At 52.8% G+C, this 26,986-nt stretch carries 23 protein-coding genes, 2 tRNA genes, 2 rRNA genes and 2 pseudogenes; 21 read left to right on the top strand and 8 right to left on the bottom strand.

The features are described from left to right. Window positions 1–152 precede the first annotated feature (152 nt). The 4 genes from HU143_RS22405 to HU143_RS22390 all read left to right on the top strand — a co-directional run bounded on the left by HU143_RS22405 (window position 153) and on the right by HU143_RS22390 (window position 3,582). Window positions 153–3,055 (top strand): 23S ribosomal RNA (locus HU143_RS22405). A gap of 196 nt (window positions 3,056–3,251) precedes the next feature. After that, window positions 3,252–3,367, top strand: a 5S ribosomal RNA gene (gene rrf / locus HU143_RS22400). Between the two features lie 54 nt (window positions 3,368–3,421). Beyond that, window positions 3,422–3,498, top strand: a tRNA-Asp gene (locus tag HU143_RS22395). An 8-nt stretch (window positions 3,499–3,506) separates the two neighbouring features. After that, window positions 3,507–3,582: transfer RNA gene (locus HU143_RS22390), tRNA-Trp, on the top strand. 100 nt (window positions 3,583–3,682) lie between these two features. Here HU143_RS22390 and hdfR read toward each other — a convergent pair. Then, a complete protein-coding gene (gene hdfR / locus HU143_RS22385) occupies window positions 3,683–4,531 on the bottom strand; it encodes an HTH-type transcriptional regulator HdfR (RefSeq protein ID WP_001541181.1) in 849 nt (282 codons plus the stop codon). Between the two features lie 106 nt (window positions 4,532–4,637). Between hdfR and maoP the strand changes: the two genes are divergently transcribed. Continuing rightward, window positions 4,638–4,976 (top strand): macrodomain Ori organization protein MaoP, encoded by a 339-nt coding sequence (gene maoP, locus HU143_RS22380; protein ID WP_000840996.1) that lies wholly within the window; start codon window positions 4,638–4,640, stop codon window positions 4,974–4,976. Between the two features lie 24 nt (window positions 4,977–5,000). Here the strand turns inward: maoP and HU143_RS22375 are convergent, their stop codons facing one another. Beyond that, a complete protein-coding gene (locus tag HU143_RS22375) occupies window positions 5,001–6,521 on the bottom strand; it encodes a YifB family Mg chelatase-like AAA ATPase (protein ID WP_000050215.1) in 1,521 nt (506 codons plus the stop codon). Window positions 6,522–6,872: 351 nt separating this feature from the next. Between HU143_RS22375 and ilvL the strand changes: the two genes are divergently transcribed. The 8 genes from ilvL to HU143_RS22335 all read left to right on the top strand — a co-directional run bounded on the left by ilvL (window position 6,873) and on the right by HU143_RS22335 (window position 14,328). Beyond that, entirely contained in the window at window positions 6,873–6,971 is a 99-nt protein-coding gene (gene ilvL / locus HU143_RS22370) for an ilv operon leader peptide (protein WP_001311244.1), read from the top strand. 86 nt (window positions 6,972–7,057) lie between these two features. Continuing rightward, window positions 7,058–7,108: a peptide IlvX gene (gene ilvX, locus HU143_RS22365; RefSeq protein WP_192930503.1), complete on the top strand. Its 51-nt coding sequence runs from the start codon at window positions 7,058–7,060 to the stop codon at window positions 7,106–7,108. A gap of 2 nt (window positions 7,109–7,110) precedes the next feature. Further along, complete coding sequence (gene ilvG / locus HU143_RS22360) at window positions 7,111–8,757, top strand: acetolactate synthase 2 catalytic subunit (protein WP_023226830.1); 1,647 nt, start codon at window positions 7,111–7,113, stop codon at window positions 8,755–8,757. After that, window positions 8,754–9,017: an acetolactate synthase 2 small subunit gene (ilvM, locus tag HU143_RS22355; RefSeq protein ID WP_000983260.1), complete on the top strand. Its 264-nt coding sequence runs from the start codon at window positions 8,754–8,756 to the stop codon at window positions 9,015–9,017. The genes ilvG and ilvM overlap by 4 nt, the downstream gene beginning before the upstream one ends. A gap of 17 nt (window positions 9,018–9,034) precedes the next feature. Next, window positions 9,035–9,964 carry a branched-chain-amino-acid transaminase gene (ilvE, locus tag HU143_RS22350; RefSeq protein ID WP_000208528.1) on the top strand — a complete coding sequence of 310 codons (930 nt, stop codon included), beginning with the start codon at window positions 9,035–9,037 and terminating at the stop codon, window positions 9,962–9,964. A 159-nt stretch (window positions 9,965–10,123) separates the two neighbouring features. Next, entirely contained in the window at window positions 10,124–11,974 is a 1,851-nt protein-coding gene (gene ilvD / locus HU143_RS22345) for a dihydroxy-acid dehydratase (protein WP_023195008.1), read from the top strand. A gap of 2 nt (window positions 11,975–11,976) precedes the next feature. After that, window positions 11,977–13,521 (top strand): threonine ammonia-lyase, biosynthetic, encoded by a 1,545-nt coding sequence (gene ilvA / locus HU143_RS22340; protein WP_001518457.1) that lies wholly within the window; start codon window positions 11,977–11,979, stop codon window positions 13,519–13,521. A 105-nt stretch (window positions 13,522–13,626) separates the two neighbouring features. Then, window positions 13,627–14,328 carry a DUF2461 domain-containing protein gene (locus HU143_RS22335; protein WP_024148165.1) on the top strand — a complete coding sequence of 234 codons (702 nt, stop codon included), beginning with the start codon at window positions 13,627–13,629 and terminating at the stop codon, window positions 14,326–14,328. Between the two features lie 10 nt (window positions 14,329–14,338). Here the strand turns inward: HU143_RS22335 and HU143_RS22330 are convergent, their stop codons facing one another. Genes HU143_RS22330 through ilvY form a run of 3 tightly spaced genes read right to left on the bottom strand, consistent with a single transcriptional unit; the run spans window position 14,339 to window position 16,016 of the window. Beyond that, on the bottom strand, window positions 14,339–14,713 hold the full coding sequence (locus tag HU143_RS22330) for a hypothetical protein (protein WP_000937045.1): 375 nt from the start codon (window positions 14,711–14,713) through the stop codon (window positions 14,339–14,341). Window positions 14,714–14,726: 13 nt separating this feature from the next. Beyond that, window positions 14,727–15,116, bottom strand: a complete 390-nt coding sequence (locus HU143_RS22325; RefSeq protein ID WP_001259309.1) for a hypothetical protein — start codon at window positions 15,114–15,116, stop codon at window positions 14,727–14,729. A 12-nt stretch (window positions 15,117–15,128) separates the two neighbouring features. Further along, window positions 15,129–16,016 (bottom strand): HTH-type transcriptional activator IlvY, encoded by an 888-nt coding sequence (gene ilvY, locus HU143_RS22320; RefSeq protein WP_000365799.1) that lies wholly within the window; start codon window positions 16,014–16,016, stop codon window positions 15,129–15,131. Window positions 16,017–16,179: 163 nt separating this feature from the next. Between ilvY and ilvC the strand changes: the two genes are divergently transcribed. Then, window positions 16,180–17,655 carry a ketol-acid reductoisomerase gene (gene ilvC, locus HU143_RS22315; RefSeq protein WP_000024943.1) on the top strand — a complete coding sequence of 492 codons (1,476 nt, stop codon included), beginning with the start codon at window positions 16,180–16,182 and terminating at the stop codon, window positions 17,653–17,655. A gap of 91 nt (window positions 17,656–17,746) precedes the next feature. On the opposite strand, the gene ppiC is transcribed toward ilvC, so the two are convergent. Then, entirely contained in the window at window positions 17,747–18,028 is a 282-nt protein-coding gene (gene ppiC / locus HU143_RS22310; protein ID WP_001096806.1) for a peptidylprolyl isomerase PpiC, read from the bottom strand. A gap of 193 nt (window positions 18,029–18,221) precedes the next feature. On the opposite strand from ppiC, the pseudogene HU143_RS24775 reads away from it, so the two are divergent. The 3 genes and pseudogenes from HU143_RS24775 to rep all read left to right on the top strand — a co-directional run. Next, window positions 18,222–18,377: pseudogene (locus HU143_RS24775) on the top strand (Crp/Fnr family transcriptional regulator); the annotation flags it as partial. Beyond that, window positions 18,329–18,466: pseudogene (locus tag HU143_RS22305) on the top strand (nicotinamide riboside transporter PnuC); the annotation flags it as partial. The pseudogenes HU143_RS24775 and HU143_RS22305, both read left to right, overlap by 49 nt. 99 nt (window positions 18,467–18,565) lie before the next feature. Beyond that, window positions 18,566–20,590 carry a DNA helicase Rep gene (gene rep, locus HU143_RS22300; RefSeq protein ID WP_001238842.1) on the top strand — a complete coding sequence of 675 codons (2,025 nt, stop codon included), beginning with the start codon at window positions 18,566–18,568 and terminating at the stop codon, window positions 20,588–20,590. A 39-nt stretch (window positions 20,591–20,629) separates the two neighbouring features. Here the strand turns inward: rep and gppA are convergent, their stop codons facing one another. Both gppA and rhlB read right to left on the bottom strand, forming a co-directional pair. Continuing rightward, complete coding sequence (gene gppA, locus HU143_RS22295; RefSeq protein ID WP_001089447.1) at window positions 20,630–22,111, bottom strand: guanosine-5'-triphosphate,3'-diphosphate diphosphatase; 1,482 nt, start codon at window positions 22,109–22,111, stop codon at window positions 20,630–20,632. A 118-nt stretch (window positions 22,112–22,229) separates the two neighbouring features. After that, window positions 22,230–23,495, bottom strand: coding sequence for an ATP-dependent RNA helicase RhlB (gene rhlB, locus HU143_RS22290; protein WP_000047524.1), 1,266 nt, complete (start codon window positions 23,493–23,495; stop codon window positions 22,230–22,232). 143 nt (window positions 23,496–23,638) lie between these two features. Between rhlB and trxA the strand changes: the two genes are divergently transcribed. The 4 genes from trxA (at window position 23,639) to wecA (ending at window position 26,979) form a co-directional block, all read left to right on the top strand. Beyond that, window positions 23,639–23,968 (top strand): thioredoxin TrxA, encoded by a 330-nt coding sequence (gene trxA / locus HU143_RS22285; protein WP_001280776.1) that lies wholly within the window; start codon window positions 23,639–23,641, stop codon window positions 23,966–23,968. 247 nt (window positions 23,969–24,215) lie between these two features. Further along, a complete protein-coding gene (locus HU143_RS24690) occupies window positions 24,216–24,299 on the top strand; it encodes a rho operon leader peptide (RefSeq protein ID WP_134820045.1) in 84 nt (27 codons plus the stop codon). A gap of 87 nt (window positions 24,300–24,386) precedes the next feature. Then, window positions 24,387–25,646, top strand: a complete 1,260-nt coding sequence (rho, locus tag HU143_RS22275; protein ID WP_001054532.1) for a transcription termination factor Rho — start codon at window positions 24,387–24,389, stop codon at window positions 25,644–25,646. 229 nt (window positions 25,647–25,875) lie between these two features. Next, window positions 25,876–26,979 (top strand): UDP-N-acetylglucosamine--undecaprenyl-phosphate N-acetylglucosaminephosphotransferase, encoded by a 1,104-nt coding sequence (gene wecA / locus HU143_RS22270; RefSeq protein WP_000771937.1) that lies wholly within the window; start codon window positions 25,876–25,878, stop codon window positions 26,977–26,979. Window positions 26,980–26,986: the final 7 nt, after the last annotated feature.

The following is a 26,986-nucleotide window of genomic DNA, read 5'->3' as shown; positions in this document are numbered from 1 at the left end:
TCAGTATCTCAAAACTGACTTACGAGTCACGTTTGAGATATTTGCTCTTTAAAAATCTGGATCAAGCTGAAAATTGAAACACAGAACAACGAAAGTTGTTCGTGAGTCTCTCAAATTTTCGCAACACGAAGTGAAACATCTTCGGGTTGTGAGGTTAAGCGACTAAGCGTACACGGTGGATGCCCTGGCAGTCAGAGGCGATGAAGGGCGTGCTAATCTGCGATAAGCGCCGGTAAGGTGATATGAACCGTTATAACCGGCGATACCCGAATGGGGAAACCCAGTGTGATTCGTCACACTATCATTAACTGAATCCATAGGTTAATGAGGCGAACCGGGGGAACTGAAACATCTAAGTACCCCGAGGAAAAGAAATCAACCGAGATTCCCCCAGTAGCGGCGAGCGAACGGGGAGGAGCCCAGAGCCTGAATCAGCATGTGTGTTAGTGGAAGCGTCTGGAAAGGCGCGCGATACAGGGTGACAGCCCCGTACACAAAAGCGCATGTGCTGTGAGCTCGATGAGTAGGGCGGGACACGTGGTATCCTGTCTGAATATGGGGGGACCATCCTCCAAGGCTAAATACTCCTGACTGACCGATAGTGAACCAGTACCGTGAGGGAAAGGCGAAAAGAACCCCGGCGAGGGGAGTGAAAAAGAACCTGAAACCGTGTACGTACAAGCAGTGGGAGCACCCTTCGGGGTGTGACTGCGTACCTTTTGTATAATGGGTCAGCGACTTATATTCTGTAGCAAGGTTAACCGAATAGGGGAGCCGGAGGGAAACCGAGTCTTAATTGGGCGTTAAGTTGCAGGGTATAGACCCGAAACCCGGTGATCTAGCCATGGGCAGGTTGAAGGTTGGGTAACACTAACTGGAGGACCGAACCGACTAATGTTGAAAAATTAGCGGATGACCTGTGGCTGGGGGTGAAAGGCCAATCAAACCGGGAGATAGCTGGTTCTCCCCGAAAGCTATTTAGGTAGCGCCTCGTGAATTCATCTCCGGGGGTAGAGCACTGTTTCGGCTAGGGGGCCATCCCGGCTTACCAACCCGATGCAAACTGCGAATACCGGAGAATGTTATCACGGGAGACACACGGCGGGTGCTAACGTCCGTCGTGAAGAGGGAAACAACCCAGACCGCCAGCTAAGGTCCCAAAGTCATGGTTAAGTGGGAAACGATGTGGGAAGGCCCAGACAGCCAGGATGTTGGCTTAGAAGCAGCCATCATTTAAAGAAAGCGTAATAGCTCACTGGTCGAGTCGGCCTGCGCGGAAGATGTAACGGGGCTAAACCATGCACCGAAGCTGCGGCAGCGACACTGTGTGTTGTTGGGTAGGGGAGCGTTCTGTAAGCCTGCGAAGGTGGCCTGTGAGGGTTGCTGGAGGTATCAGAAGTGCGAATGCTGACATAAGTAACGATAAAGCGGGTGAAAAGCCCGCTCGCCGGAAGACCAAGGGTTCCTGTCCAACGTTAATCGGGGCAGGGTGAGTCGACCCCTAAGGCGAGGCCGAAAGGCGTAGTCGATGGGAAACGGGTTAATATTCCCGTACTTGGTGTTACTGCGAAGGGGGGACGGAGAAGGCTATGTTGGCCGGGCGACGGTTGTCCCGGTTTAAGCGTGTAGGCTGGTTTTCCAGGCAAATCCGGAAAATCAAGGCTGAGGCGTGACGACGAGGCACTACGGTGCTGAAGCAACAAATGCCCTGCTTCCAGGAAAAGCCTCTAAGCATCAGGTAACATCAAATCGTACCCCAAACCGACACAGGTGGTCAGGTAGAGAATACCAAGGCGCTTGAGAGAACTCGGGTGAAGGAACTAGGCAAAATGGTGCCGTAACTTCGGGAGAAGGCACGCTGACATGTAGGTGAAGTGATTTACTCATGGAGCTGAAGTCAGTCGAAGATACCAGCTGGCTGCAACTGTTTATTAAAAACACAGCACTGTGCAAACACGAAAGTGGACGTATACGGTGTGACGCCTGCCCGGTGCCGGAAGGTTAATTGATGGGGTCAGCGCAAGCGAAGCTCCTGATCGAAGCCCCGGTAAACGGCGGCCGTAACTATAACGGTCCTAAGGTAGCGAAATTCCTTGTCGGGTAAGTTCCGACCTGCACGAATGGCGTAATGATGGCCAGGCTGTCTCCACCCGAGACTCAGTGAAATTGAACTCGCTGTGAAGATGCAGTGTACCCGCGGCAAGACGGAAAGACCCCGTGAACCTTTACTATAGCTTGACACTGAACATTGAGCCTTGATGTGTAGGATAGGTGGGAGGCTTTGAAGCGTGGACGCCAGTCTGCGTGGAGCCGACCTTGAAATACCACCCTTTAATGTTTGATGTTCTAACGTGGACCCGTGATCCGGGTTGCGGACAGTGTCTGGTGGGTAGTTTGACTGGGGCGGTCTCCTCCTAAAGAGTAACGGAGGAGCACGAAGGTTGGCTAATCCTGGTCGGACATCAGGAGGTTAGTGCAATGGCATAAGCCAGCTTGACTGCGAGCGTGACGGCGCGAGCAGGTGCGAAAGCAGGTCATAGTGATCCGGTGGTTCTGAATGGAAGGGCCATCGCTCAACGGATAAAAGGTACTCCGGGGATAACAGGCTGATACCGCCCAAGAGTTCATATCGACGGCGGTGTTTGGCACCTCGATGTCGGCTCATCACATCCTGGGGCTGAAGTAGGTCCCAAGGGTATGGCTGTTCGCCATTTAAAGTGGTACGCGAGCTGGGTTTAGAACGTCGTGAGACAGTTCGGTCCCTATCTGCCGTGGGCGCTGGAGAACTGAGGGGGGCTGCTCCTAGTACGAGAGGACCGGAGTGGACGCATCACTGGTGTTCGGGTTGTCATGCCAATGGCACTGCCCGGTAGCTAAATGCGGAAGAGATAAGTGCTGAAAGCATCTAAGCACGAAACTTGCCCCGAGATGAGTTCTCCCTGAGACTTAAAGTCTCCTGAAGGAACGTTGAAGACGACGACGTTGATAGGCCGGGTGTGTAAGCGCAGCGATGCGTTGAGCTAACCGGTACTAATGAACCGTGAGGCTTAACCTTACAACGCCGAAGATGTTTTGGCGGTTGAGAAGACGAACAATTTTCAGCTCAGATTCAGAGTCCGAAGGATTTTACGCTGAGACAAGGCGGCAAACGCAGCGACGGAAGGAGCATACAGAAGTATGTGACTGACACCCGCAAGAGCAGCCAACGCCGTATCAGTGTAAAAGACACAGGACAGAGCACAAAGAATTTGCCTGGCGGCACTAGCGCGGTGGTCCCACCTGACCCCATGCCGAACTCAGAAGTGAAACGCCGTAGCGCCGATGGTAGTGTGGGGTCTCCCCATGCGAGAGTAGGGAACTGCCAGGCATCAAATTAAGCAGTAAACTGATGTAAAAATCAGTGGTTGTAAAAGAATTCGGTGGAGCGGTAGTTCAGTTGGTTAGAATACCTGCCTGTCACGCAGGGGGTCGCGGGTTCGAGTCCCGTCCGTTCCGCCACCCTAATTAGGGGCGTAGTTCAATTGGTAGAGCACCGGTCTCCAAAACCGGGTGTTGGGAGTTCGAGTCTCTCCGCCCCTGCCAGAAATAATCCTTAGCATCTGCTAAGGATTTTTTTTGCCTAAAATTACCTGATTATCTGGTCAGGTAATCGTAAGTTCCCTTCTTTTTCTTTTCATCATTTTCATTGTTCATCCAGCACATCCGTTTTTAACAGATCGCAGATCAGCGAGTATTTATCGCTGTTTTGCAGCCAAATGGCGTATAGCGGCCGTGAAAGCGTTGCGCTGTCGGCAACGGTATGTAATCCGCCCTTTTCATTTGCCCAGTTTACAGGAAGCCAGCTACAGCCATTTAATGCGCTAAGCTGCTGTCGGGCGAGTTCGGCTGAGCTGGTTGTTAATACCGGCACTTCATCTGCTGCGATCAGCCCTGTTTCATGCTGTTGGAAGTCTGGTCCCCACTCCAGCCGCAGATAATTGAGTTCTGATTTCTTACGGGCAGGGCTGCTGCAATATAACGCCAGAGTGAAGTGCCCTAACAGCTGACTGCTGAACTCATCCATTTTGGGCGCTTCGGTAGTAATGAGGAGATCAAGCTGGCGTTCATGAAGTTGCTTCACAAGCGATTGCCGTTGAGCGATTCTGGCTTCGAATTGCAGGCCGCTTTGTGGCTCCTGTAGTTGGTACAGTCGCCCCAGCCAGGCGTTAAGCATACACTCCCATAAAGACGCGCTGGCGCCGATGGAAAACTCGTTATGGCGTGAGGTATGCGCCACCTCTTTACGTGCCGCCTGCCACGTATTCATCAGCGTTTCCGCATACGGTAAAAGTTTTTCGCCAGCCGTGGTTAAACGGATATTGTTTCTGTGCCGCGTAAAAAGGTTTACGCCCAGTTGATTCTCCAGTTGCCTGATACGAAAGCTCACCGCGGATTGCGTCAGGTAAAGTGCTTCTGCGGCCCGCCCGAAATGGCGTGTCCGGCTAACTTCCAGGAAAGTTTTTAACAATTCCGTATCCACTGTGCTCTCCACAAAATTATTTGTCGTTATGATTTAAATGTTTTGTTTTACACTCTGTCAAGCGTAACTAATACTCCGCGCCATAAATAGCTCAGACAAAGAATTAGGAGCGTGCAGGATGGCGGAAAGCTTTACGACGACTAATCGATATTTTGACAATAAACATTATCCACGTGGATTCTCTCGTCACGGTGATTTCACGATTAAAGAGGCACAGCTGCTTGAGCGTCATGGTCATGCCTTTAATGATCTGGATCTTGGCAAGCGTGAGCCTGTGACTGAAGAAGAGAAGCTGTTTGTAGCGGTATGTCGCGGGGAACGCGAGCCGGTAACGGATGCAGAACGCGTCTGGTCCAAGTATATGACGCGTATCAAGCGTCCAAAACGCTTCCACACCTTGTCTGGCGGCAAGCCGCAAGTTGAAGGCGCAGAAGACTACACCGAAGCTGATGATTAATAAAAAGGGCGTAATGCCCTTTTTTTACGCCAGCAGCTTTTGCAAATGAATTAACAACCTGTCTATCGCCCGATAGCTTACCGCCTCCTGCAAATGCTGACGCGAGATCTGGTCAGCCAGTTCTATGTCGGCAATGGTTCTGGCCACTTTTAGTAAACGCTGCCAGGCGCGAATGGATAATCCTAGATGCACCAGCGTGTCTTCAAGCCAGCGGGCGTCATCGTGATGCAAAACACAGTATTTTTGGATTTCGCGACCCTCCAGACGCGCGTTTAACTTCTTCTGCCGTCGGTACTGCCGTTCATGGGCGGCGATGACCCGCTTTTTTACCGTAGCGCTGCTCTCACCCTTTGAGGCGTGTTGGCTAAGAATCCCGGGCGGAGGAAGCGGTATCTCAAGCGAAAGGTCAAAACGATCAAGAAACGGGCCTGACAATCTATTCAGGTAACGTAGTGTCTGTTCTGGCGTGCAGCGATTATGGTTTCCCTGATAATGTCCGGTCGGGCTGGGATTCATTGCGGCGATTAACTGGAACCTGGCAGGGTACGTTATTTTCGCTCTGGTACGGGATAAATGAATTTGACCGGATTCTATAGGTTCACGTAGCGCATCCAGTGTGCGTCGTTCAAATTCAGGCAATTCATCAAGGAACAAAATTCCGTTGTGCGCCAGCGATATCTCTCCCGGGGCGGGTATTGCGCCGCCGCCGACCATAGCAGTAAGTGAGGCGCTATGATGAGGTGAGCGAAAGGGGCGTTGCTGCCATCGTTTTTGTACCGTATCGGCATTAACCAGACTGAGGATCGCGGCGCTTTCCAACGCCTCTTCATTGCTTAATGGTGGAAGAATCCCGCTCAGTCGACTGGCCAGCATGGTTTTACCCGTACCCGGCGGGCCGATCAATAGCAGATTATGGCCACCTGCCGCTGTAATCTCCAGGCCGCGTTTACCCTGCTCCTGACCGATCACATCGCGAAGATCGGCAGTTGCGGTAGGCGATGCCATATCCTGAGCTAAAGGTCTTTCCAGGGCGTGTTTCCCTTCCAGAAAGGCGCAGACGGTTTGTAGATGATCGGCGATAAAACATCCTTCTTTGCTGATAAGCCCAACCTCCGCCGCGTTCTCTGTTGCGACGATAATATTTCTGCCGGCCCTGATGGCTTCCGTTGCGCTTGATATTGCGCCAGGAACGCCACGTAATGCGCCTGTAAGCGCTAACTCACCCACCAGCTCATATGCCTCAAGATTCGACGCTGTAAGCTGCTCAGACGCGGCCAGAAGCGCAACAGCAATAGGCAGGTCATACCTTCCGCCCTCTTTCGGTAGATCGGCTGGAGCAAGGTTAATGGTTATTTTTTTAGCCGGAAATTCATATCCGCTATTAATAATCGCACTACGTACCCGGTCACGCGCCTCTTTTACCGTGGTTTCCGGTAGGCCAACCATGGTTAATCCCGGTAATCCATTACTGATATGCACCTCTATAGTGATAGGCGGCGCATTGACGCCAAGTGCGGCGCGAGTATGAACAATCGCCAGTGACATAATCCCTCCTGTTACGTGGATTATGCGGAATAGAAGAGAAAATCGAATTACTGACTTTTTGTTTTTTAGCGGCTGATTCCTGAATTTTGGCGTCATTTTCAGGTAAGAAACATCAAACTGGGAGAACGCTCGCAGAAGCGAAAAGAAGGAAAACAGGGTGTAGAGTGCGCCAAAAGGGGGAGGAAAACGTGAAAATTTTTCAGTTGCTAATTTTTCTTATAAAAAACAAAGCCCTTTTAGGCATTCACCTGCATTATCTGAAACGTGGTTAAAAAAATATCTTGTGCTATTGGCAAAACCTATGGTAACTCTTTAGGTATTCCTTCGAACAAGATGCAAGAATAGACAAAAATGACAGCCCTTCTACGAGTGATTAGCCTGGTCGTGATTAGCGTGGTGGTGATTATTATCCCACCGTGCGGGGCTGCACTTGGACGAGGAAAGGCTTAGAAATCAAGCCTTAACGAACTAAGACCCCCGCACCGAAAGGTCCGGGGGTTTTTTTTGGCCTGAAAAACTTAAGCGAGGAGCAGAGCGTGAATAACAGCATAAAATTCTGTTTCTCAAGATTTACGACGGGGATGTAACTATGAACGGGGCACAGTGGGTGGTACATGCTTTGCGAGCGCAGGGGGTGAAAACCGTATTTGGTTATCCTGGCGGCGCAATTATGCCGGTTTACGACGCGTTGTATGACGGTGGTGTGGAGCATTTGTTGTGCCGACACGAGCAGGGTGCCGCAATGGCGGCAATCGGTTATGCCCGTTCTACCGGCAAAACCGGTGTTTGTATCGCCACTTCCGGCCCTGGCGCCACTAACCTGATCACTGGCCTGGCGGATGCGTTGTTAGATTCGGTCCCCGTCGTCGCGATCACGGGTCAGGTTTCCGCCCCGTTCATCGGCACCGATGCGTTCCAGGAGGTGGATGTGTTAGGCCTGTCGCTGGCCTGTACCAAACACAGTTTTCTGGTGCAGTCGCTGGAAGAGTTGCCGCGCATCATGGCAGAGGCTTTTGAAGTCGCCAACGCTGGCCGTCCTGGCCCGGTTCTGGTGGATATCCCGAAAGATATCCAGTTGGCCAGCGGTGAGCTGGAACCCTGGTTTACTACCGTTGCTAACGAAGCGACCTTCCCGCAGGCTGATGTTGAACAGGCGCGCCAGATGCTGGAACAGGCGAAAAAACCCATGCTGTACGTCGGCGGTGGTGTTGGTATGGCGCAGGCGGTTCCGGCGCTGCGTAAATTTATCGCGGTAACGCAAATGCCAGTTACCTGCACGCTGAAAGGGCTGGGGGCTGTTGAAGCTGATTATCCGTACTATCTGGGCATGCTGGGAATGCACGGTACTAAAGCGGCTAATTTCGCGGTGCAAGAGTGTGATTTACTGATCGCAGTGGGTGCACGTTTTGATGACCGGGTGACCGGTAAGCTGAATACGTTTGCGCCGAACGCCAGCGTAATCCATATGGATATCGACCCGGCGGAAATGAACAAACTGCGTCAGGCACACGTCGCGTTGCAGGGCGATTTAAATTCGCTGTTGCCGACATTACAGCAACCGCTGAAGATCGACGCATGGCGTCAGTTCTGTGCAGAGCTGCGCGCAGAACACGCCTGGCGCTATGACCATCCTGGCGAGACTATCTATGCGCCGTTGTTGTTGAAGCAATTGTCGGAACGCAAACCCGCAGACAGTGTGGTGACGACGGATGTTGGGCAGCATCAGATGTGGTCAGCCCAGCATATGACTTACACCCGCCCGGAGAACTTCATCACTTCCAGCGGTCTGGGGACGATGGGATTCGGCTTACCGGCGGCCGTTGGCGCACAGGTAGCGCGACCGAATGATACCGTTATCTGTATCTCCGGTGACGGCTCCTTCATGATGAATGTTCAGGAGTTGGGCACCGTAAAACGCAAGCAGTTACCGTTGAAGATAGTCTTACTCGACAACCAGCGGTTAGGGATGGTTCGACAATGGCAGCAACTGTTTTTCCAGGAGCGATATAGCGAAACCACCCTGACCGATAACCCCGATTTCCTCATGCTGGCCAGCGCCTTCGGCATTCCAGGCCAGCACATTACTCGTAAAGACCAGGTTGAAGCGGCACTCGACACGATGTTGGCAAGCGAAGGGCCGTACCTGCTTCACGTCTCAATCGACGAACTTGAAAATGTCTGGCCGTTGGTGCCGCCTGGCGCCAGTAACTCTGAAATGCTGGAGAAATTATCATGATGCAACATCAGGTCAATGTATCGGCACGCTTTAATCCAGAAACCTTAGAACGTGTTTTACGCGTGGTGCGCCATCGTGGTTTTCAGGTGTGCTCCATGAATATGGAAGCCGCGACCGATGCGCAGAATATAAATATTGAATTGACCGTTGCCAGTCCCCGGTCGGTCGACTTACTGTTTAGTCAGTTAAGTAAACTGGTAGATGTTGCGCATGTCGCAATCTGCCAGAGCGCTGCCACATCACAACAAATCCGCGCCTGAGCGCAAAAGGAAGAAAAATGACGACGAAAAAAGCTGATTACATTTGGTTCAATGGCGAGATGGTGCGCTGGGAAGACGCGAAGGTTCACGTAATGTCTCACGCGCTGCACTACGGTACGTCGGTATTTGAAGGGATTCGGTGCTACGACTCTCACAAAGGCCCGGTAGTGTTTCGTCATCGTGAACATATGCAGCGCCTGCGCGACTCAGCAAAAATTTATCGTTTTCCGGTTTCCCAGAGCATTGATGAGCTGATGGAAGCCTGCCGCGACGTAATTCGTAAAAATAATCTGACCAGCGCCTATATCCGTCCGTTGGTATTTGTCGGCGATGTCGGTATGGGCGTTAACCCGCCCCCGGGATACACCACTGACGTCATCATCGCCGCGTTCCCGTGGGGGGCATACCTGGGTGCCGAAGCGCTGGATCAGGGGATCGATGCGATGGTTTCTTCCTGGAATCGCGCTGCGCCGAACACCATTCCAACCGCCGCCAAAGCGGGCGGGAACTATCTTTCCTCACTGCTGGTGGGTAGCGAAGCGCGCCGCCACGGCTATCAGGAAGGCATCGCCCTGGATGTAAACGGCTATATCTCCGAAGGCGCAGGCGAAAACCTGTTTGAGGTAAAAGATGGCGTGCTGTTTACTCCGCCGTTTACCTCTTCCGCGCTGCCTGGCATTACTCGCGACGCGATCATCAAACTGGCGAAAGAGCTGGGTATTGAAGTGCGTGAGCAGGTGCTGTCCCGTGAATCGCTGTATCTGGCCGACGAAGTGTTTATGTCCGGAACCGCGGCAGAAATTACTCCGGTACGCAGCGTTGATGGTATCCAGGTAGGTGAAGGCCGTTGCGGCCCTGTTACCAAGCGTATTCAACAAGCCTTCTTTGGTCTCTTCACTGGAGAAACCGAGGATAAATGGGGCTGGTTGGATCCGGTAAATTCATAATAAATAAAATTAATATTTTCCCAAGATAATTTGCGTCACAGGAAGGCGGCAACGCAGCGAATCCCCAGGGCTTACTGTCGTAAGTGACTGGGGTGAGTGAGGCAGCCAACGCACCTGTGGCGTGAAGTATGAAGGGAAAAGATGGGGAGTAAATAAAGCATGCCTAAGTACCGTTCCGCCACCACCACCCATGGTCGTAATATGGCGGGTGCCCGCGCGCTGTGGCGCGCCACCGGAATGACCGACAGTGATTTTGGCAAACCGATTATCGCCGTGGTGAACTCATTCACTCAGTTTGTGCCGGGTCACGTTCATCTGCGCGATCTCGGTAAGCTGGTCGCCGAACAGATTGAAGCTTCCGGCGGTGTGGCGAAAGAGTTCAACACTATTGCCGTGGATGACGGGATCGCCATGGGGCACGGGGGTATGCTCTATTCACTGCCGTCGCGCGAGCTGATCGCCGACTCCGTGGAGTACATGGTGAACGCTCACTGCGCTGACGCGATGGTGTGTATCTCCAACTGCGACAAAATCACCCCAGGGATGCTCATGGCCTCGCTGCGCCTGAATATTCCGGTGATCTTTGTCTCCGGCGGACCGATGGAAGCCGGGAAAACCAAGCTTTCAGACAAAATTATCAAGCTGGATCTGGTTGATGCCATGATTCAGGGCGCGGACCCGAAAGTCTCTGACGATCAAAGTAACCAGGTTGAACGCTCCGCCTGTCCAACCTGCGGCTCCTGCTCCGGGATGTTCACCGCTAACTCCATGAATTGCCTGACCGAAGCGCTGGGCCTGTCGCAGCCGGGCAACGGCTCGCTGCTGGCGACCCATGCTGACCGGAAGCAGTTGTTCCTCAATGCCGGTAAGCGGATTGTTGAACTGACTAAACGCTATTACGAGCAGGATGACGAAAGCGCACTGCCACGAAACATTGCCAACAAGGCGGCGTTTGAAAACGCGATGACGCTGGATATTGCGATGGGCGGTTCGACCAATACCGTTCTGCATCTACTGGCGGCGGCGCAGGAAGCGGAAATCGACTTCACCATGAGTGATATCGACAAGCTGTCCCGCAAGGTGCCGCAGTTGTGTAAAGTGGCGCCAAGTACCCAGAAATACCATATGGAAGATGTTCACCGTGCCGGCGGTGTGCTGGGTATTTTAGGCGAGCTGGATCGCGCCGGGCTGCTGAACCGCAACGTGAAAAACGTATTAGGCCTGACGCTGCCGCAAACGCTGGAACAGTACGACATCACGGTTACGCAGGACGAAGCGGTTAAAAAAATGTTCCGTGCTGGCCCTGCCGGTATCCGTACTACCCAGGCGTTCTCTCAGGATTGTCGCTGGGATTCGCTGGATGACGACCGCGCAGCGGGTTGCATCCGCTCGCTGGAATATGCCTATAGCAAAGACGGCGGTCTGGCGGTGCTGTATGGTAACTTCGCCGAAAACGGCTGCATCGTAAAAACCGCGGGCGTGGATGACAGCATCCTTAAATTTACCGGTCCTGCCAAAGTTTACGAAAGCCAGGACGATGCGGTAGAGGCGATTCTCGGCGGCAAAGTAGTGGAAGGCGATGTGGTCGTAATCCGCTACGAAGGGCCGAAAGGCGGGCCGGGAATGCAGGAAATGCTCTATCCGACCAGTTTCCTGAAGTCGATGGGGCTGGGCAAAGCCTGCGCGCTCATCACCGATGGGCGTTTCTCCGGCGGTACTTCGGGTCTTTCCATCGGCCACGTCTCGCCGGAAGCGGCCAGCGGCGGCACTATTGCGCTGATTGAAGATGGCGACACCATTGCGATTGATATCCCGAACCGCAGCATTCAGTTGCAGTTGAGCGAGGCTGAAATCGCCGCACGCCGCGAGGCGCAGGAAGCTCGCGGCGATAAAGCCTGGACGCCGAAAAATCGTCAGCGTCAGGTTTCGTTTGCCCTGCGTGCCTACGCCAGCCTGGCGACCAGCGCCGATAAAGGCGCGGTGCGCGATAAATCGAAACTGGGAGGTTGATGATGGCGGAATCTCAACCTCTGTCAGTCGCGCCGGAAGGGGCGGAGTATCTGCGCGCGGTGCTACGTGCGCCAGTATACGAAGCGGCGCAGGTGACGCCGCTGCAAAAAATGGAAAAGCTCTCGTCACGTCTGGATAACGTTATTCTCGTCAAACGCGAAGACCGGCAGCCGGTACATAGCTTTAAGCTGCGCGGCGCTTACGCGATGATGGCCGGATTGACCGAAGAACAAAAAGCCCACGGCGTGATTACCGCGTCGGCGGGGAACCATGCACAGGGCGTGGCGTTTTCCTCTGCGCGGCTTGGCGTGAAGTCTCTGATCGTCATGCCAAAAGCAACGGCGGATATTAAAGTCGATGCGGTACGCGGTTTTGGCGGCGAAGTGCTGTTGCACGGCGCTAATTTTGATGAAGCGAAAGCGAAAGCTATTGAACTGGCGCAGCAGCAGGGGTTTACCTGGGTGCCGCCGTTTGATCACCCAATGGTGATCGCCGGGCAGGGCACGCTGGCGCTGGAACTGCTTCAGCAGGATTCGCATCTCGATCGTGTCTTTGTGCCGGTTGGCGGCGGCGGCCTGGCGGCGGGCGTAGCGGTACTGATCAAACAATTGATGCCGCAAATCAAAGTGATTGCCGTCGAAGCGGAGGATTCCGCCTGCCTGAAAGCGGCGTTGGAAGCCGGTCATCCAGTGGATCTCCCGCGCGTTGGGTTATTTGCTGAAGGCGTGGCGGTAAAACGCATCGGCGACGAAACCTTCCGCCTGTGCCAGGAATATCTCGACGACATTATTACAGTCGATAGCGACGCTATCTGCGCGGCGATGAAAGATCTGTTTGAAGATGTGCGTGCGGTGGCGGAGCCGTCCGGCGCGCTGGCGCTGGCGGGGATGAAAAAATATATCGCCCAGCACAATATTCGCGGCGAACGCCTGGCGCACGTCCTTTCCGGCGCCAACGTCAACTTCCACGGCTTGCGCTATGTGTCTGAACGCTGCGAGCTGGGGGAACAGCGCGAAGCGTTACTGGCGGTGACCATTCCGGAAGAAAAGGGGAGCTTTCTCAAATTTTGCCAGTTGCTTGGCGGGCGTATGGTCACCGAATTTAACTACCGTTTTGCCGACGCGAAAAATGCCTGTATTTTTGTCGGCGTACGCGTCAGTCAGGGGCTGGAGGAGCGAAAAGAGATTATCACCCAACTGTGCGACGGCGGTTATAGCGTAGTGGATCTCTCCGACGATGAAATGGCGAAGCTGCATGTGCGCTATATGGTCGGCGGACGCCCCTCCAAGCCATTACAGGAGCGTTTGTATAGTTTCGAATTTCCGGAGTCGCCCGGCGCGTTGCTCAAATTCCTGCATACGCTTGGCACGCACTGGAATATTTCGCTATTCCATTACCGCAGCCACGGTACCGATTATGGCCGCGTGCTGGCGGCGTTCGAGTTAGGCGATCATGAGCCGGATTTCGAAACCCGGCTGCATGAGCTGGGCTATGAATGCCATGATGAGAGCAATAACCCGGCGTTCCGGTTCTTTCTGGCGGGGTAGGAATAGTGATGACCGGAAGAAATGTCTCCTTCCGGTCATCTGCATAGACGGCGCGTCAGGGAGTGGGATAATAAACTGACGATCGCTATGAGTAAGGGCAAAAAGATGGCTGGACGCTTTCAGGGATTTGCACAAGAAGGGCTCAATTTTCTTCAGCAGGTTTGTATTGAGAACGACAAAGCCTGGTTCGATGAGCACCGCTTTATCTACGAAAGAAGCCTTCTGACTCCATTCCGCGCGCTGGTGGACGACCTTGCTCCAGCGATGCTGGAAATCGATCCACTGCTGGAAACCCGACCCGCCATCGGTAAAACCCTGTCGCGTATTCACCGCGATACCCGTTTCTCGCACGACAAATCGCTGTACCGCAGCCGGATGTGGCTGACCTTCAAACGTGCGGCGAAAAACTGGATCGATGCGCCAGCCTACTTTTTTGAAATCAGCCCCGATACCCTACGCTATGGGTTGGGTTACTACAGCGCCAGCAAATCTACGATGGATCTGTTTCGCCATACGTTGAGGAAGCTGCCTGATGCGTTTTTACAGGTTGCCGAATGCTGCAGCCCGCCGTTTGAGCTGGTGGGGGAAAGCTATAAGCGGCTGCTGGCCAAAGATCTCGACCCGGCGATATCCGACTGGTATCAGCGTAAAACGTTTGCCGTGATGGTGACGGATAATGACGTAGAAAAACTCTTCCATACCGATCTGGTCACACGGCTGGCCGAGAGTTTCCAACAGTTGGAGCCGCTGTACCAGTGGCTGATGACGGTGGAAACCATGAAGCAGGTAAACCCGGCGGATTTATAAAAGATTGCCGTTATGTATTAACATTTTTCGGGATAAAGTGTATTTCCAGGAATCGCCCTTTACCTACCTGGTGAGGCCCTTCCATTATAACAAATAACTGATTTTCCCTGATCTGGAGATAATGCTCATCATTGAATGTGAAAGCCAGGCTAACAATGAAAGGGAAATCAAAAAGTTCAATTTCTCCTTCGACAAAGGTGATGCCCCAATATTCATCCGTGAGGGACGGTATGACAATGTCGGGTCGATACCCTTTTATCGGTAAGAGTTTTCGCTTCGTAGAATCAAATTCTACTTCTGCACGGACATAGTTGCCTGAATTTCCGCCCATAGCAGCATGGGGCTCCTTAAGGATACGCGCAGTCTTACTGTTTTTTGGGAGCATGAGCCGACTCTTGTTATTTCATCACTGTCTCTCGAACGTATTTATCTAATTTGTCCGATTCATAAAATGCCATACACCGCTCCAGCACGTTATTAGCGTCTTTAGCGCTATCGGGGTGAAGCGCCATCGTTAAGCGGTCAAAGCCTTCTGTTTCTTTGGCGACGAATTTAAGGAATGGTTTCCATTTCCCGGCATTATCTAACGCGTAGGTTTTAACTAAAAACGACATATCATGGCCTGGAGCATAAAAAGCATCCGGCGGAATGCGTTTATGATAGTTATCAACAAGGCACTGCTTTAACGCCAGATGCTTAACATCCTGTACGGTAATGCCCGTCGGTTTAGCCTGTACGCTGAAGCATATCGCTACCAGTGCAGATAACAGCATTATTTTTGTGCGCATTTTATTACCTTATCAACCCTGAACAATTTTCCAGAACGCATCAATTAGCGGCTCATGCAGCCGCTTTTTTTGCGCACAGACGCCAAGCTCAAACGGCGTTTTTTCGTCGCTGCGCTCTAAAATCATCACCCGGTTGCGCACCGGCTCCGGGCTGTTTTCCAGCACCACTTCCGGCAGCAGCGCCACGCCGCAGCCCAGCGCCACCATTGAGACCATCGCTTCGTGACCGCCGACGGTGGCGTAAATTTGCGGATTGCTGATTTTATGCCGGCGGAACCATAGCTCAATGCGACGGCGTACCGGCCCCTGGTCGGCCATGATAAACGGCACCGTCGACCAGTCGGGCTTATCAACCGAAACCTGATTACGCACCGGGCAGGGCAGCGCCGGGGCGATCAGCACCACCGCCAGATTTTCCAGCATCGAAAACGCCACTGCGCCGGGCAGCGTTTCTGGTTTGCCGGCGATTGCCAGATCGGCCTCGCCGGTGACTACTTTTTCCATCGCATCGGCGGCGTCGCCGGTGGTGAGCTTAATTTCCACCGAGGGATGCTCGGCGCGAAAACGGTCGAGGATTGGCGGCAGGTGGCTGTATGCCGCGGTCACTGAACAGAAGATATGGAGTTCGCCGGAAAGGGACGGCCCCTGCTGATCGAGGGTATGGCGCAGCTGCTGGTACTGCAAAAGCGTCTGTTGGGCAAACACTCGCAGCTCTTCACCCGCTTCGGTCAGCGTGACCGTACGGTTATCGCGCACAAACAGCGGCTGGCCGAGATCTTCTTCCAGCCGCTGAATCTGCCGGGAGAGCGTGGAGGGGCTGACGTGCATCGCCCGCGCGCTGCGGCCAAAGTGGCGGCTTTCCGCCAGATGCAGGAAGGTTTTTAGATCGCGTAAATCCACAGACAGACCTCCGGTTTTTGACGTTGCATAAACCGCAACATAACGTTGTGAATATATCAATTTCCGCAATAAATTTCCTGTTGTAATGTGGGTTCATTCGCACAGATAGCAATCTGTAAACCGAACAATAAGCGCGACACACAACATCACGGAGTACACCATCATGGCTAACTACTTTAATACACTGAATCTGCGCCAGCAGCTGGCACAGCTGGGTAAATGCCGCTTTATGGGCCGCGACGAATTCGCCGACGGCGCGAGCTACCTTCAGGGTAAAAAAGTGGTCATCGTCGGCTGTGGCGCTCAGGGTCTGAACCAGGGCCTGAACATGCGTGACTCCGGTCTGGATATTTCCTACGCCCTGCGTAAAGAAGCCATTGCTGAGAAGCGTGCTTCCTGGCGTAAAGCGACCGAGAACGGCTTCAAAGTAGGCACCTACGAAGAGCTGATCCCGCAGGCTGACCTGGTAGTTAACCTGACGCCGGACAAACAGCACTCCGACGTGGTGCGCTCCGTACAGCCGCTGATGAAAGACGGCGCGGCGCTGGGCTATTCACACGGCTTCAACATCGTGGAAGTGGGCGAGCAGATCCGTAAAGACATCACCGTGGTGATGGTGGCGCCGAAGTGCCCGGGTACCGAAGTGCGTGAAGAGTACAAACGTGGTTTTGGTGTTCCTACGCTGATCGCCGTTCACCCGGAAAACGATCCGAAAGGCGAAGGCATGGCGATTGCTAAAGCCTGGGCGGCGGCCACCGGCGGTCACCGTGCGGGCGTACTGGAATCTTCTTTCGTTGCAGAAGTGAAATCTGACCTGATGGGCGAGCAGACTATTCTGTGCGGTATGCTGCAGGCCGGTTCTCTGCTGTGTTTCGACAAGCTGGTGGCAGAAGGCACCGACCCGGCATACGCCGAAAAACTGATTCAGTTCGGCTGGGAAACCATTACCGAAGCGCTGAAGCAGGGCGGCATCACCCTGATGATGGACCGTCTGTCTAACCCGGCGAAACTGCGTGCTTACGCGCTGTCCGAACAGCTGAAAGAGATCATGGCGCCGTTGTTCCAGAAACACATGGATGACATCATCTCTGGCGAATTCTCTTCCGGCATGATGGCTGACTGGGCCAACGACGATAAGAAACTGCTGACCTGGCGTGAAGAGACCGGTAAAACCGCGTTCGAAACCGCGCCGCAGTTTGAAGGTAAAATCGGCGAGCAGGAGTACTTCGATAAAGGCGTGCTGATGATCGCGATGGTGAAAGCGGGCGTTGAGCTGGCGTTCGAAACCATGGTCGATTCCGGCATCATCGAAGAATCCGCTTACTACGAATCATTGCACGAACTGCCGCTGATCGCGAACACCATCGCCCGTAAGCGTCTGTATGAAATGAACGTGGTTATCTCCGATACCGCAGAATACGGTAACTACCTGTTCTCTTACGCCTGCGTACCGCTGCTGAAACCGTTTATGGCGGAATTGCAACCGGGCGATCTGGGTAGTGCTATCCCGGAAGGCGCGGTAGACAACGCACAGCTTCGCGACGTGAACGATGCGATTCGTAGTCATGCGATTGAGCAGGTAGGTAAGAAACTGCGCGGCTATATGACGGATATGAAGCGTATTGCGGTAGCGGGTTGATATACCTTGTCGGGTGGCGCTAGCGCTTACCCGACCTACAAAATCAAGTTGACGATGTAGGCCGGGTAAGGCGTAGCCGCCACCCGGCTTTTTATTTGCGATACAACACCTTAATGATGTGATAACCGAACTGGGTGTGCAATGGGCCGGTTGGCTCCAGTACCGGGCAGGAAAAGACTACTTTATCGAATGCCGGAACCATCTGGCCCTGACGAAATTCGCCTAAATGACCGCCTTTTTTACCGGATGGGCAGATAGAATGCTTCTTCGCCAGCTTCTCAAAATCGCCGCCGTTTTTAATTTGCTCCAGAAGATCTAAAGCCAGTTTCTCTTCTTTTACAAGGATATGCAGTGCTGCTGCCATTTTTGCCATTATTGTGTTCTCACGTCGCAAAGATTGGCCGTCACTTTATCACTCCTTAGGCCGTCAGACATATACTCTTCGCCATTACAGGACAGATGTCCCGCCTGATTTAATGAACCGGGAGATAAGCAGCATTTTTAGCGGGCGTATTTCGGATGTGCGGGACGGCGGTCCTGTCCTTTCTGACAAGGGACGAGATACCATGAACATAATGAAAAACGCAGAATTTCCAGACGACTGGCTTTTAGGGCTACGCCAGGTCGTACGCGACCCAGTGCTCTATGAATTACTCAAATACTGCCCGTTGGAAATCATGCAGTACAGGGCGTTTATGCGATGTCGCTTGAGTATGTTCTGCTGACGGCGATCGCGCTAATGGGTTCTTTCAGTTGGATCAAGAGCGCACAGCGTAATGGCTATACGCCGCTTGCCGCCAGAGCCTGCTGATTGACCTTTTCCTGGCTGCCTGAAAAGGCAGCCAGGTCTTCTCTGGGCCTCGCTTTCTGCTACAATCCCTCCCCCGTTCGAAGATTGAGCACTATTCCCATGCGTTTAAATCCCGGCCAACAACACGCTGTCGAATTCGTCACCGGACCCTGCCTGGTGCTGGCAGGAGCGGGTTCTGGTAAAACTCGCGTAATTACCAATAAAATCGCCCACCTGATCCGCGGATGCGGCTATCAGGCCCGGCATATTGCGGCGGTGACGTTTACCAACAAGGCAGCGCGCGAAATGAAAGAACGCGTCGGGCAGACGCTCGGCCGTAAGGAAGCGCGCGGTTTGATGATCTCCACCTTTCATACGCTAGGGCTGGATATTATTAAGCGCGAGTACGCTGCGCTGGGGATGAAATCGAACTTTTCATTGTTTGACGATACCGACCAGGTCGCCTTGCTCAAAGAGCTGACCGAAGGCCTGATCGAAGACGACAAGGTTCTGTTGCAACAGCTGATCTCCACGATCTCCAACTGGAAAAACGATCTCAAAACGCCTGCACAGGCAGCGGCGGGGGCGAAAGGCGAACGCGATCGTATTTTTGCCCACTGCTACGGGCTTTACGACGCCCATATGAAGGCATGTAACGTTCTCGATTTTGATGATTTGATTTTGCTGCCGACGCTGCTGTTGCAACGCAATGACGAGGTGCGCGAGCGCTGGCAGAATAAAATTCGTTATCTGCTGGTGGATGAATATCAGGATACTAACACCAGCCAGTATGAGTTGGTTAAGCTGCTGGTCGGGCAACGCGCGCGCTTTACGGTCGTAGGCGATGACGATCAGTCTATCTACTCCTGGCGCGGGGCGCGTCCGCAAAACCTGGTGTTACTGAGCCAGGATTTTCCGGCGCTGCAGGTGATTAAGCTGGAGCAAAACTATCGTTCTTCGGGCCGCATCCTGAAAGCGGCGAATATTCTCATCGCCAACAATCCGCACGTCTTTGAAAAGCGCCTCTTTTCCGAGCTCGGTTACGGCGCGGAACTCAAAGTGTTAAGCGCAAACAATGAAGAGCATGAAGCTGAGCGCGTTACCGGCGAACTGATTGCCCATCACTTTGTGAACAAGACCCAGTACAAGGATTACGCCATTCTGTATCGCGGGAATCATCAGTCGCGGGTATTTGAAAAATTCCTCATGCAGAACCGCATTCCGTACAAAATTTCCGGCGGCACCTCATTCTTCTCCCGTCCGGAGATTAAAGACCTGCTGGCCTACCTGCGGGTGTTGACCAACCCGGATGATGACAGCGCTTTCCTGCGCATCGTGAATACGCCAAAACGCGAAATCGGTCCGGCTACTCTGCAAAAGCTGGGTGAATGGGCAATGACGCGTAATAAAAGCCTGTTTACCGCCAGCTTTGATATGGGGCTTAGCCAGAAGCTGACCGGACGTGGTTACGATTCATTGACGCGTTTTACCCACTGGCTGGGGGAAATCCAGCGTCTGGCCGAACGCGAGCCTGTCGCCGCCGTGCGCGATCTCATCCACGGTATTGACTATGAATCCTGGTTGTACGAAACCTCGCCGAGCCCCAAAGCGGCGGAAATGCGTATGAAAAACGTTAACCAGCTCTTTAGCTGGATGACTGAGATGCTGGAAGGCAACGAACTCGATGAGCCGATGACGCTCACCCAGGTGGTTACACGCTTTACGCTGCGCGATATGATGGAGCGCGGCGAGAGCGAAGAAGAGCTGGATCAGGTACAGTTGATGACGCTTCATGCGTCGAAAGGACTGGAATTCCCGTATGTCTATATGGTGGGAATGGAAGAAGGATTTTTGCCGCATCAAAGCAGCATTGACGAAGATAATATTGAGGAAGAGCGTCGGCTGGCCTATGTCGGGATCACTCGCGCGCAGAAAGAGCTCACCTTTACATTATGTAAAGAGCGCCGTCAGTATGGGGAACTGGTGCGCCCGGAACCCAGCCGCTTCCTGTTAGAACTCCCGCAGGATGATTTAATCTGGGAGCAGGAGCGCAAAGTGGTAAGCGCTGAGGAGCGAATGCAAAAAGGGCAAAGTCACCTGGCTAATCTGAAAGCCATGATGGCGGCAAAGCGAGCGAAATCGTAGGCCGGATAAGCGAAGCGTCATCCGGCAATCAGACTACGGTTAGCGAACGTCCAGCGGCCAGTGTACATAGCTTTGCCACTGGCTTTCCTGATCAATCAACTCTTTACCCAGCGGGTGATGCGCCAGCCAGTCGCCAGGCAAGGTTAACGTCAGATTTTCATTTAGCGCCTGTAGCGTAATTTCTGGTACCAGATCGTCACGACGGCGACCGGCAAAGAGAATCGCCAGTCGCAGCAAACGGCATAGCTGTTCCGCAACACGGGGCGGTACCGCGTTTTGCTGATGAAGCGAAGAGAGATCGACCGGATTGGTCTGATTCAGTAAGAGGGTGGCGAGCAATTTTTTCTGCGCGGGTGTATAGCCAGGCAGATCCAAATGGCGTACTAAATAGGCGGCATGATAGGGCGCCTGTTTAAAATCAACGCTCAGACCGATCTCATGCAATTGGCAAGCGCTAAGCAACAGTTCACGACTGATAGGTTCAATATGCCAGGCATTTTCTACCTGTTTGAGGAAGTTATCTGCCAGCTTCGCCACACGATTTGCCTGATCGGTATCGACGATAAACCGACGCTGAATGTTTCGCAGCGTGCGGCTGCGGATATCCTGATCTACCGCCAGATGCAACATCCCATACACCAGCCCTTCGCGTAACGCGCCGCCTGCCAGCGTCATGCTCTGGATGTTCAGCTCGGTAAATATCGCGATCAGAATAGCCAGCCCGCTTGGGAAAACCAGCGCGCGCTCCAGCGTCAGGCCTTCGATTTCCAGCTCTTCCAGACGCCCGCACTGTATCGCGCGTTGTTTTAGCTGCTGCAGTTTGGCGAGCGTAATGCGCTCGTCCATCCCCTGCGCCATCATGATTTCCTGCAATGCCTGTACGGTGCCGGAGGCACCCACGCAGACCTTCCAGCCATGAAAACGCAGTTCATCGGCGACCGGACGCAGTACATCGCGCGCGGCCTTCTCCGCATCATCAAAGTTTTCTTGCGCCAGATTACGATCGCTAAAATAGCGTTCAAGCCACGTTACGCAGCCCATCGACAGGCTAAACAGCGACGTGGTTTGCGCGCCAGTGCCGGTAACCAGTTCAGTGCTGGCGCCGCCGATATCCACCACCAGTCGCTGATCTGCGCCGCCGGTGGTATGAGCGACTCCCTGATAAATCAGCCGCGCCTCTTCTTCGCCGCTGATAACCTGCACCGGACAACCAAGGATAGTCTGCGCTTTCGCGATAAATTCACCCGCATTGACGGCGAGACGCAATGTTGCGGTGGCAACCACGCGGATTTGCGGCTGCGGGATATCCTGCAAACGTTCAGCAAACAGGCGCAGGCATTGCCAGCCGCGTTCCATCGCTTCGGCTGAAAGGTGGTTGTCGTTGTTCAGACCCGCGGCCAGACGCACCTTGCGTTTTATTCGGGTCAGCGTCTGGATGCTTCCCGCCGCCTCGCGCACGACCAGCATATGAAAACTATTGGAACCGAGATCAATGGCGGCATACAACGAGGTGGAATTCATACACTTCATCCTTCAACCTGTATCCGTGTTGGCTGCGTACTCTTCCTAAGCTCATCGGGATTTGTTTTCTTGCCGCCTTGATACAGGCTAAATGATTTTGTGTATGGCATAACTTTTCTTAACCTGAACGACGACGATTACGCGGAGCGCCAGCGCGGCGCGGACCATTGCCAGGACGCGCACGCGTCAGGCGCAACGGCTTGGGCAGATCGTTCATGAGCGCTTCCGGATTGTATTTGCTGACCGGAATCGAGTGGCCGATATAGCTCTCAATAGCGGGCAGATTCAGCGCATACTCTTCGCAAGCCAGGCTGATGGAATGTCCGCTGGCGCCAGCGCGACCGGTACGACCGATACGGTGAACATAGTCTTCACAATCGTCTGGCAGATCGTAGTTAAAGACGTGCGTTACGGCGGGGATATGCAACCCGCGCGCCGCGACATCGGTCGCCACAAGAATATCCAGATCGCCGCGGGTGAACTCATCCAGAATCCGCAGGCGCTTTTTCTGCGCGACGTCGCCGGTCAGCAGACCAACACGATGGCCATCTGCCGCCAGATGTCCCCAGATATCTTCGCAACGATGCTTGGTGTTGGCGAAAATAATGGCGCGATCCGGCCACTCTTCTTCGATCAGCGTTTGCAGTAAACGCATTTTCTCTTCATTAGAGGGGTAGAAAAGCTCTTCTTTAATGCGGTGGCCGGTCTTTTGCTCCGGTTCCACTTCAACATATTCGGCGTTGTTCATCTGTTCAAACGCCAGTTCGCGAACCCGATAAGACAGGGTGGCGGAGAACAACATGTTCAGACGCTGCGCAGCCGGCGGCATACGACGGAACAGCCAGCGGATATCTTTAATAAAGCCCAAATCGTACATGCGATCGGCTTCATCGAGTACGACGACCTGAATGGCGCCGAGGTTAATGTGATTTTGTTTGGCGTAGTCGATCAGTCGGCCCGTCGTACCAATAAGAATATCAACGCCGCTTTCCAGCACCTTAAGCTGCTTGTCGTAACCATCGCCGCCGTAAGCCAGGCCTAATTTTAAGCCTGTCGCTTGCGCCAACGGCTCCGCGTCTGCGTGAATTTGTACGGCTAATTCACGCGTCGGCGCCATGATCAGCGCGCGCGGCTGGTTCACCTTGCGATCGTCGATCGCGGGATGAGAAAGTAAATAATGAAACGTTGACGTCAGAAACGCCATCGTTTTCCCGGTACCGGTTTGCGCCTGCCCTGCAACGTCACGACCCGCCAGCGTTAGCGGAAGGGCCAGTGCCTGAATGGGCGTACAATTATAAAACCCTTTTTTTTCAAGGGCTTCAACCACCTGTGGGTGCAGGGCGAAGTCGGAAAACTTCTGTTCTGTTAAATGTGTTTTGCTCATAGTGTGGTAGAATATCAGCTTACTATTGCTTTACGAAAGCGTATCCGGTGAAATAAAGTCAACCTTTGTTGGCGAAGTTAACATCAGCACCTCGTTGGTTAATGCTACACCAACACGCCAGGCTTATTCCTGTGGAGTTATATATGAGCGATAAAATTATTCACCTGACTGACGACAGTTTTGACACGGATGTACTCAAAGCGGACGGGGCTATCCTCGTTGATTTCTGGGCAGAGTGGTGCGGGCCGTGTAAAATGATCGCTCCGATTCTGGATGAAATCGCTGACGAATATCAGGGCAAATTGACCGTTGCCAAACTGAACATTGACCAGAACCCAGGTACTGCGCCTAAATATGGCATCCGCGGTATTCCGACTCTGCTGCTGTTTAAAAACGGCGAAGTGGCGGCAACCAAAGTAGGCGCACTGTCTAAAGGTCAGTTGAAAGAGTTTCTCGACGCCAATCTGGCGTAATACCTTTTATACGTCGAATGACAAAGGCGCTGTATGGTCAGGCGTCTGTCATTCGACGAATGATTAAGGTATCAGGCAGTTTCGTGGCGTCTGTTGTCCTTACGTTATTCTTAAATTGTCAGGATCTCTGGACGCCCGGTCTGAGTCGTGCTAAGTTAGTATTGACTTCGAATTAAACATACCTTATTAAGTTTGAATCTGGTTTTATCCGTCACTTCCCGTTTTTTCTCGCACGAGAAGTGGAAAGATTCCTGGCTCTTCGCTCATTCCGTCTTGTCGTTTCAGTTCTGCGTACTTTCCTGTGACCAGACAGCGAACAGACATGAGTTGATAGCCGTAAACAGGCATGGATGACCCTGCCATACCATTCACAACATTAAGTTCGAGATTTACCCCAAGTTTAAGAACTCACACCATTATGAATCTTACCGAATTAAAGAATACGCCGGTTTCTGAGCTGATCACTCTCGGCGAAAGTATGGGGCTGGAAAACCTGGCCCGTATGCGCAAGCAGGACATTATTTTTGCCATCCTGAAGCAGCACGCAAAGAGTGGCGAAGATATCTTTGGCGACGGTGTGCTGGAGATATTGCAGGATGGATTTGGTTTCCTCCGTTCTGCAGACAGCTCCTACCTCGCCGGTCCTGATGATATCTACGTTTCCCCCAGCCAAATCCGCCGTTTCAACCTCCGCACTGGTGATACCATTTCTGGTAAGATTCGCCCGCCGAAAGAAGGTGAACGCTATTTTGCGCTGTTGAAAGTTAACGAAGTTAACTACGACAAACCGGAAAACGCCCGTAACAAAATCCTCTTTGAGAACTTAACCCCGCTGCACGCAAACTCTCGTCTGCGTATGGAGCGTGGTAACGGTTCTACCGAAGACTTAACGGCGCGCGTTCTGGATCTGGCTTCGCCGATCGGTCGCGGCCAGCGCGGTCTGATTGTCGCGCCGCCGAAAGCGGGTAAAACCATGCTGCTGCAGAACATCGCGCAGAGCATCGCGTATAACCACCCAGACTGCGTGCTGATGGTGCTGCTGATTGACGAACGTCCGGAAGAAGTGACCGAGATGCAGCGTCTGGTGAAAGGCGAAGTGGTTGCGTCTACCTTTGACGAACCGGCATCCCGCCACGTTCAGGTTGCCGAAATGGTTATCGAGAAGGCGAAACGTCTGGTTGAACACAAGAAAGACGTTATCATCCTGCTCGACTCCATCACCCGTCTGGCGCGTGCCTACAACACCGTGGTGCCGGCTTCCGGTAAAGTACTGACCGGTGGTGTGGACGCTAACGCCCTGCATCGTCCGAAGCGTTTCTTCGGCGCGGCGCGTAACGTGGAAGAGGGCGGTAGCCTGACTATCATCGCGACGGCGCTAATCGATACCGGTTCCAAGATGGACGAAGTTATCTACGAAGAGTTTAAAGGCACCGGTAACATGGAGCTGCATCTCTCGCGTAAGATCGCTGAAAAACGTGTCTTCCCGGCTATCGACTACAACCGTTCCGGTACCCGTAAAGAAGAGCTGCTCACCACTCAGGAAGAGCTGCAGAAAATGTGGATCCTGCGTAAAATCATCCATCCGATGGGTGAAATTGACGCGATGGAATTCCTCATTAACAAACTGGCGATGACCAAAACTAATGACGACTTTTTCGAGATGATGAAGCGCTCATAACCTGGTCTTTACCTGAAAACGCCACGTTTTTACGTGGCGTTTTTGTTTTGCGATTCATCCTGGCGTCATGTCATATAAACTGGTCATCGGGATATGCGCTACAGAGTAACACCATGCACAATACACATTGTTTGCGGTAAAAAGTGTAATGTTCTAACAGGTCTCTTCTAGGAGCTGGCGTAACGCATTATACTTTAAGGAAATGATATATGCTGAGAGCACATACACTGTGAAGTTACTCACCGCTTTATCTGAGCTAATCAGTATTTTTTTATTCACGACCATTTTTATTTTTCTTGCGCGAAAAGTAGCCATAAAAATTGGTTTAGTGGATAAACCAAACTTTCGTAAACGACATCAGGGCGTTATCCCATTAGTCGGCGGGATTTCTGTGTTTGCAGGAATCTGCTTTATGTTTGGCCTCTCGGATTACTACATACCGCACTTATCGCTATATCTTATTTGCGCTGGTGTATTGGTTTTTGTTGGTGCGATGGATGACCGTTTTGATATCAGTGTAAAAATTCGTGCTGTGGTTCAGGCTGTTATTGCGGTTGTAATGATGGTTATCGCAAAACTTCACTTAGGTAGCCTTGGTTACATCTTTGGGCCTTGGGAGTTAGTGCTTGGCCCCTTTGGCTATTTCCTTACTCTGTTTGCGGTATGGGCGGCGATCAACGCTTTCAATATGGTGGACGGTATTGACGGCCTGCTGGGTGGGTTATCCAGCGTCTCATTTGCGGCGATGGGGCTGATTTTATGGTTTGATGGTCAGACTAGTCTGGCAATGTGGTGCTTTGCCATGATCGCCGCGATTCTGCCTTACATTATGCTTAATCTCGGTATTTTGGGGCGGCGTTATAAAGTCTTTATGGGCGATGCCGGTAGTACACTGATTGGCTTTACCGTCATCTGGCTTTTACTGGAAACGACGCAGGGGAAAACTCACTCTATCAGCCCGGTTACCGCGCTATGGATTATCGCTATTCCATTGATGGATATGGTGGCGATTATGTATCGCCGTCTGCGTAAAGGGATGAGCCCCTTTTCCCCTGATCGCCAACATATTCATCATTTGGTTATGCGAGCAGGGTTTACTTCCCGCCAGGCATTTGTTCTTATTACGCTCGCAGCGGCGATTCTGGCGGGAGTAGGCGTAACGGCAGAATACTCTCATTTTGTTCCTGAATGGGTTATGTTGGTGCTCTTTTTGCTAGCATTCTTCCTCTATGGCTACTGCATTAAGCGGGCCTGGAAGGTGGCGAGATTTATTAAGCGTGTGAAGCGTCGCCTGCGCAGGCAACGTGAGAACCGGCCAAACTTAACCAAGTAAATGAGGA

This window comes from Salmonella sp. SJTUF14076, assembly GCF_015534835.1.
Lineage (GTDB): Bacteria > Pseudomonadota > Gammaproteobacteria > Enterobacterales > Enterobacteriaceae > Salmonella > Salmonella enterica.
This window is presented reverse-complemented; position numbering and strand designations above follow the sequence as displayed.

Bases quoted from the DNA above. Each gene is read 5' to 3' on its own strand.
- rho (WP_001054532.1), top strand. From the start codon at position 24,387: ATGAATCTTACCGAATTAAAGAATACGCCGGTTTCTGAGCTGATCACT.
- maoP (WP_000840996.1), top strand. From the start codon at position 4,638: ATGGCGGAAAGCTTTACGACGACTAATCGATATTTTGACAATAAACAT.
- HU143_RS22375 (WP_000050215.1), bottom strand. From the start codon at position 6,521: ATGTCACTGGCGATTGTTCATACTCGCGCCGCACTTGGCGTCAATGCG.
- ilvA (WP_001518457.1), top strand. From the start codon at position 11,977: ATGGCGGAATCTCAACCTCTGTCAGTCGCGCCGGAAGGGGCGGAGTAT.
- gppA (WP_001089447.1), bottom strand. From the start codon at position 22,111: ATGAATTCCACCTCGTTGTATGCCGCCATTGATCTCGGTTCCAATAGT.
- ilvC (WP_000024943.1), top strand. From the start codon at position 16,180: ATGGCTAACTACTTTAATACACTGAATCTGCGCCAGCAGCTGGCACAG.
- HU143_RS22335 (WP_024148165.1), top strand. From the start codon at position 13,627: ATGGCTGGACGCTTTCAGGGATTTGCACAAGAAGGGCTCAATTTTCTT.
- rep (WP_001238842.1), top strand. From the start codon at position 18,566: ATGCGTTTAAATCCCGGCCAACAACACGCTGTCGAATTCGTCACCGGA.
- ilvE (WP_000208528.1), top strand. From the start codon at position 9,035: ATGACGACGAAAAAAGCTGATTACATTTGGTTCAATGGCGAGATGGTG.
- ppiC (WP_001096806.1), bottom strand. From the start codon at position 18,028: ATGGCAAAAATGGCAGCAGCACTGCATATCCTTGTAAAAGAAGAGAAA.
- HU143_RS22325 (WP_001259309.1), bottom strand. From the start codon at position 15,116: ATGCGCACAAAAATAATGCTGTTATCTGCACTGGTAGCGATATGCTTC.
- HU143_RS22330 (WP_000937045.1), bottom strand. From the start codon at position 14,713: ATGCTCCCAAAAAACAGTAAGACTGCGCGTATCCTTAAGGAGCCCCAT.
- ilvL (WP_001311244.1), top strand. From the start codon at position 6,873: ATGACAGCCCTTCTACGAGTGATTAGCCTGGTCGTGATTAGCGTGGTG.
- trxA (WP_001280776.1), top strand. From the start codon at position 23,639: ATGAGCGATAAAATTATTCACCTGACTGACGACAGTTTTGACACGGAT.
- ilvD (WP_023195008.1), top strand. From the start codon at position 10,124: ATGCCTAAGTACCGTTCCGCCACCACCACCCATGGTCGTAATATGGCG.
- rhlB (WP_000047524.1), bottom strand. From the start codon at position 23,495: ATGAGCAAAACACATTTAACAGAACAGAAGTTTTCCGACTTCGCCCTG.
- ilvM (WP_000983260.1), top strand. From the start codon at position 8,754: ATGATGCAACATCAGGTCAATGTATCGGCACGCTTTAATCCAGAAACC.
- ilvG (WP_023226830.1), top strand. From the start codon at position 7,111: ATGAACGGGGCACAGTGGGTGGTACATGCTTTGCGAGCGCAGGGGGTG.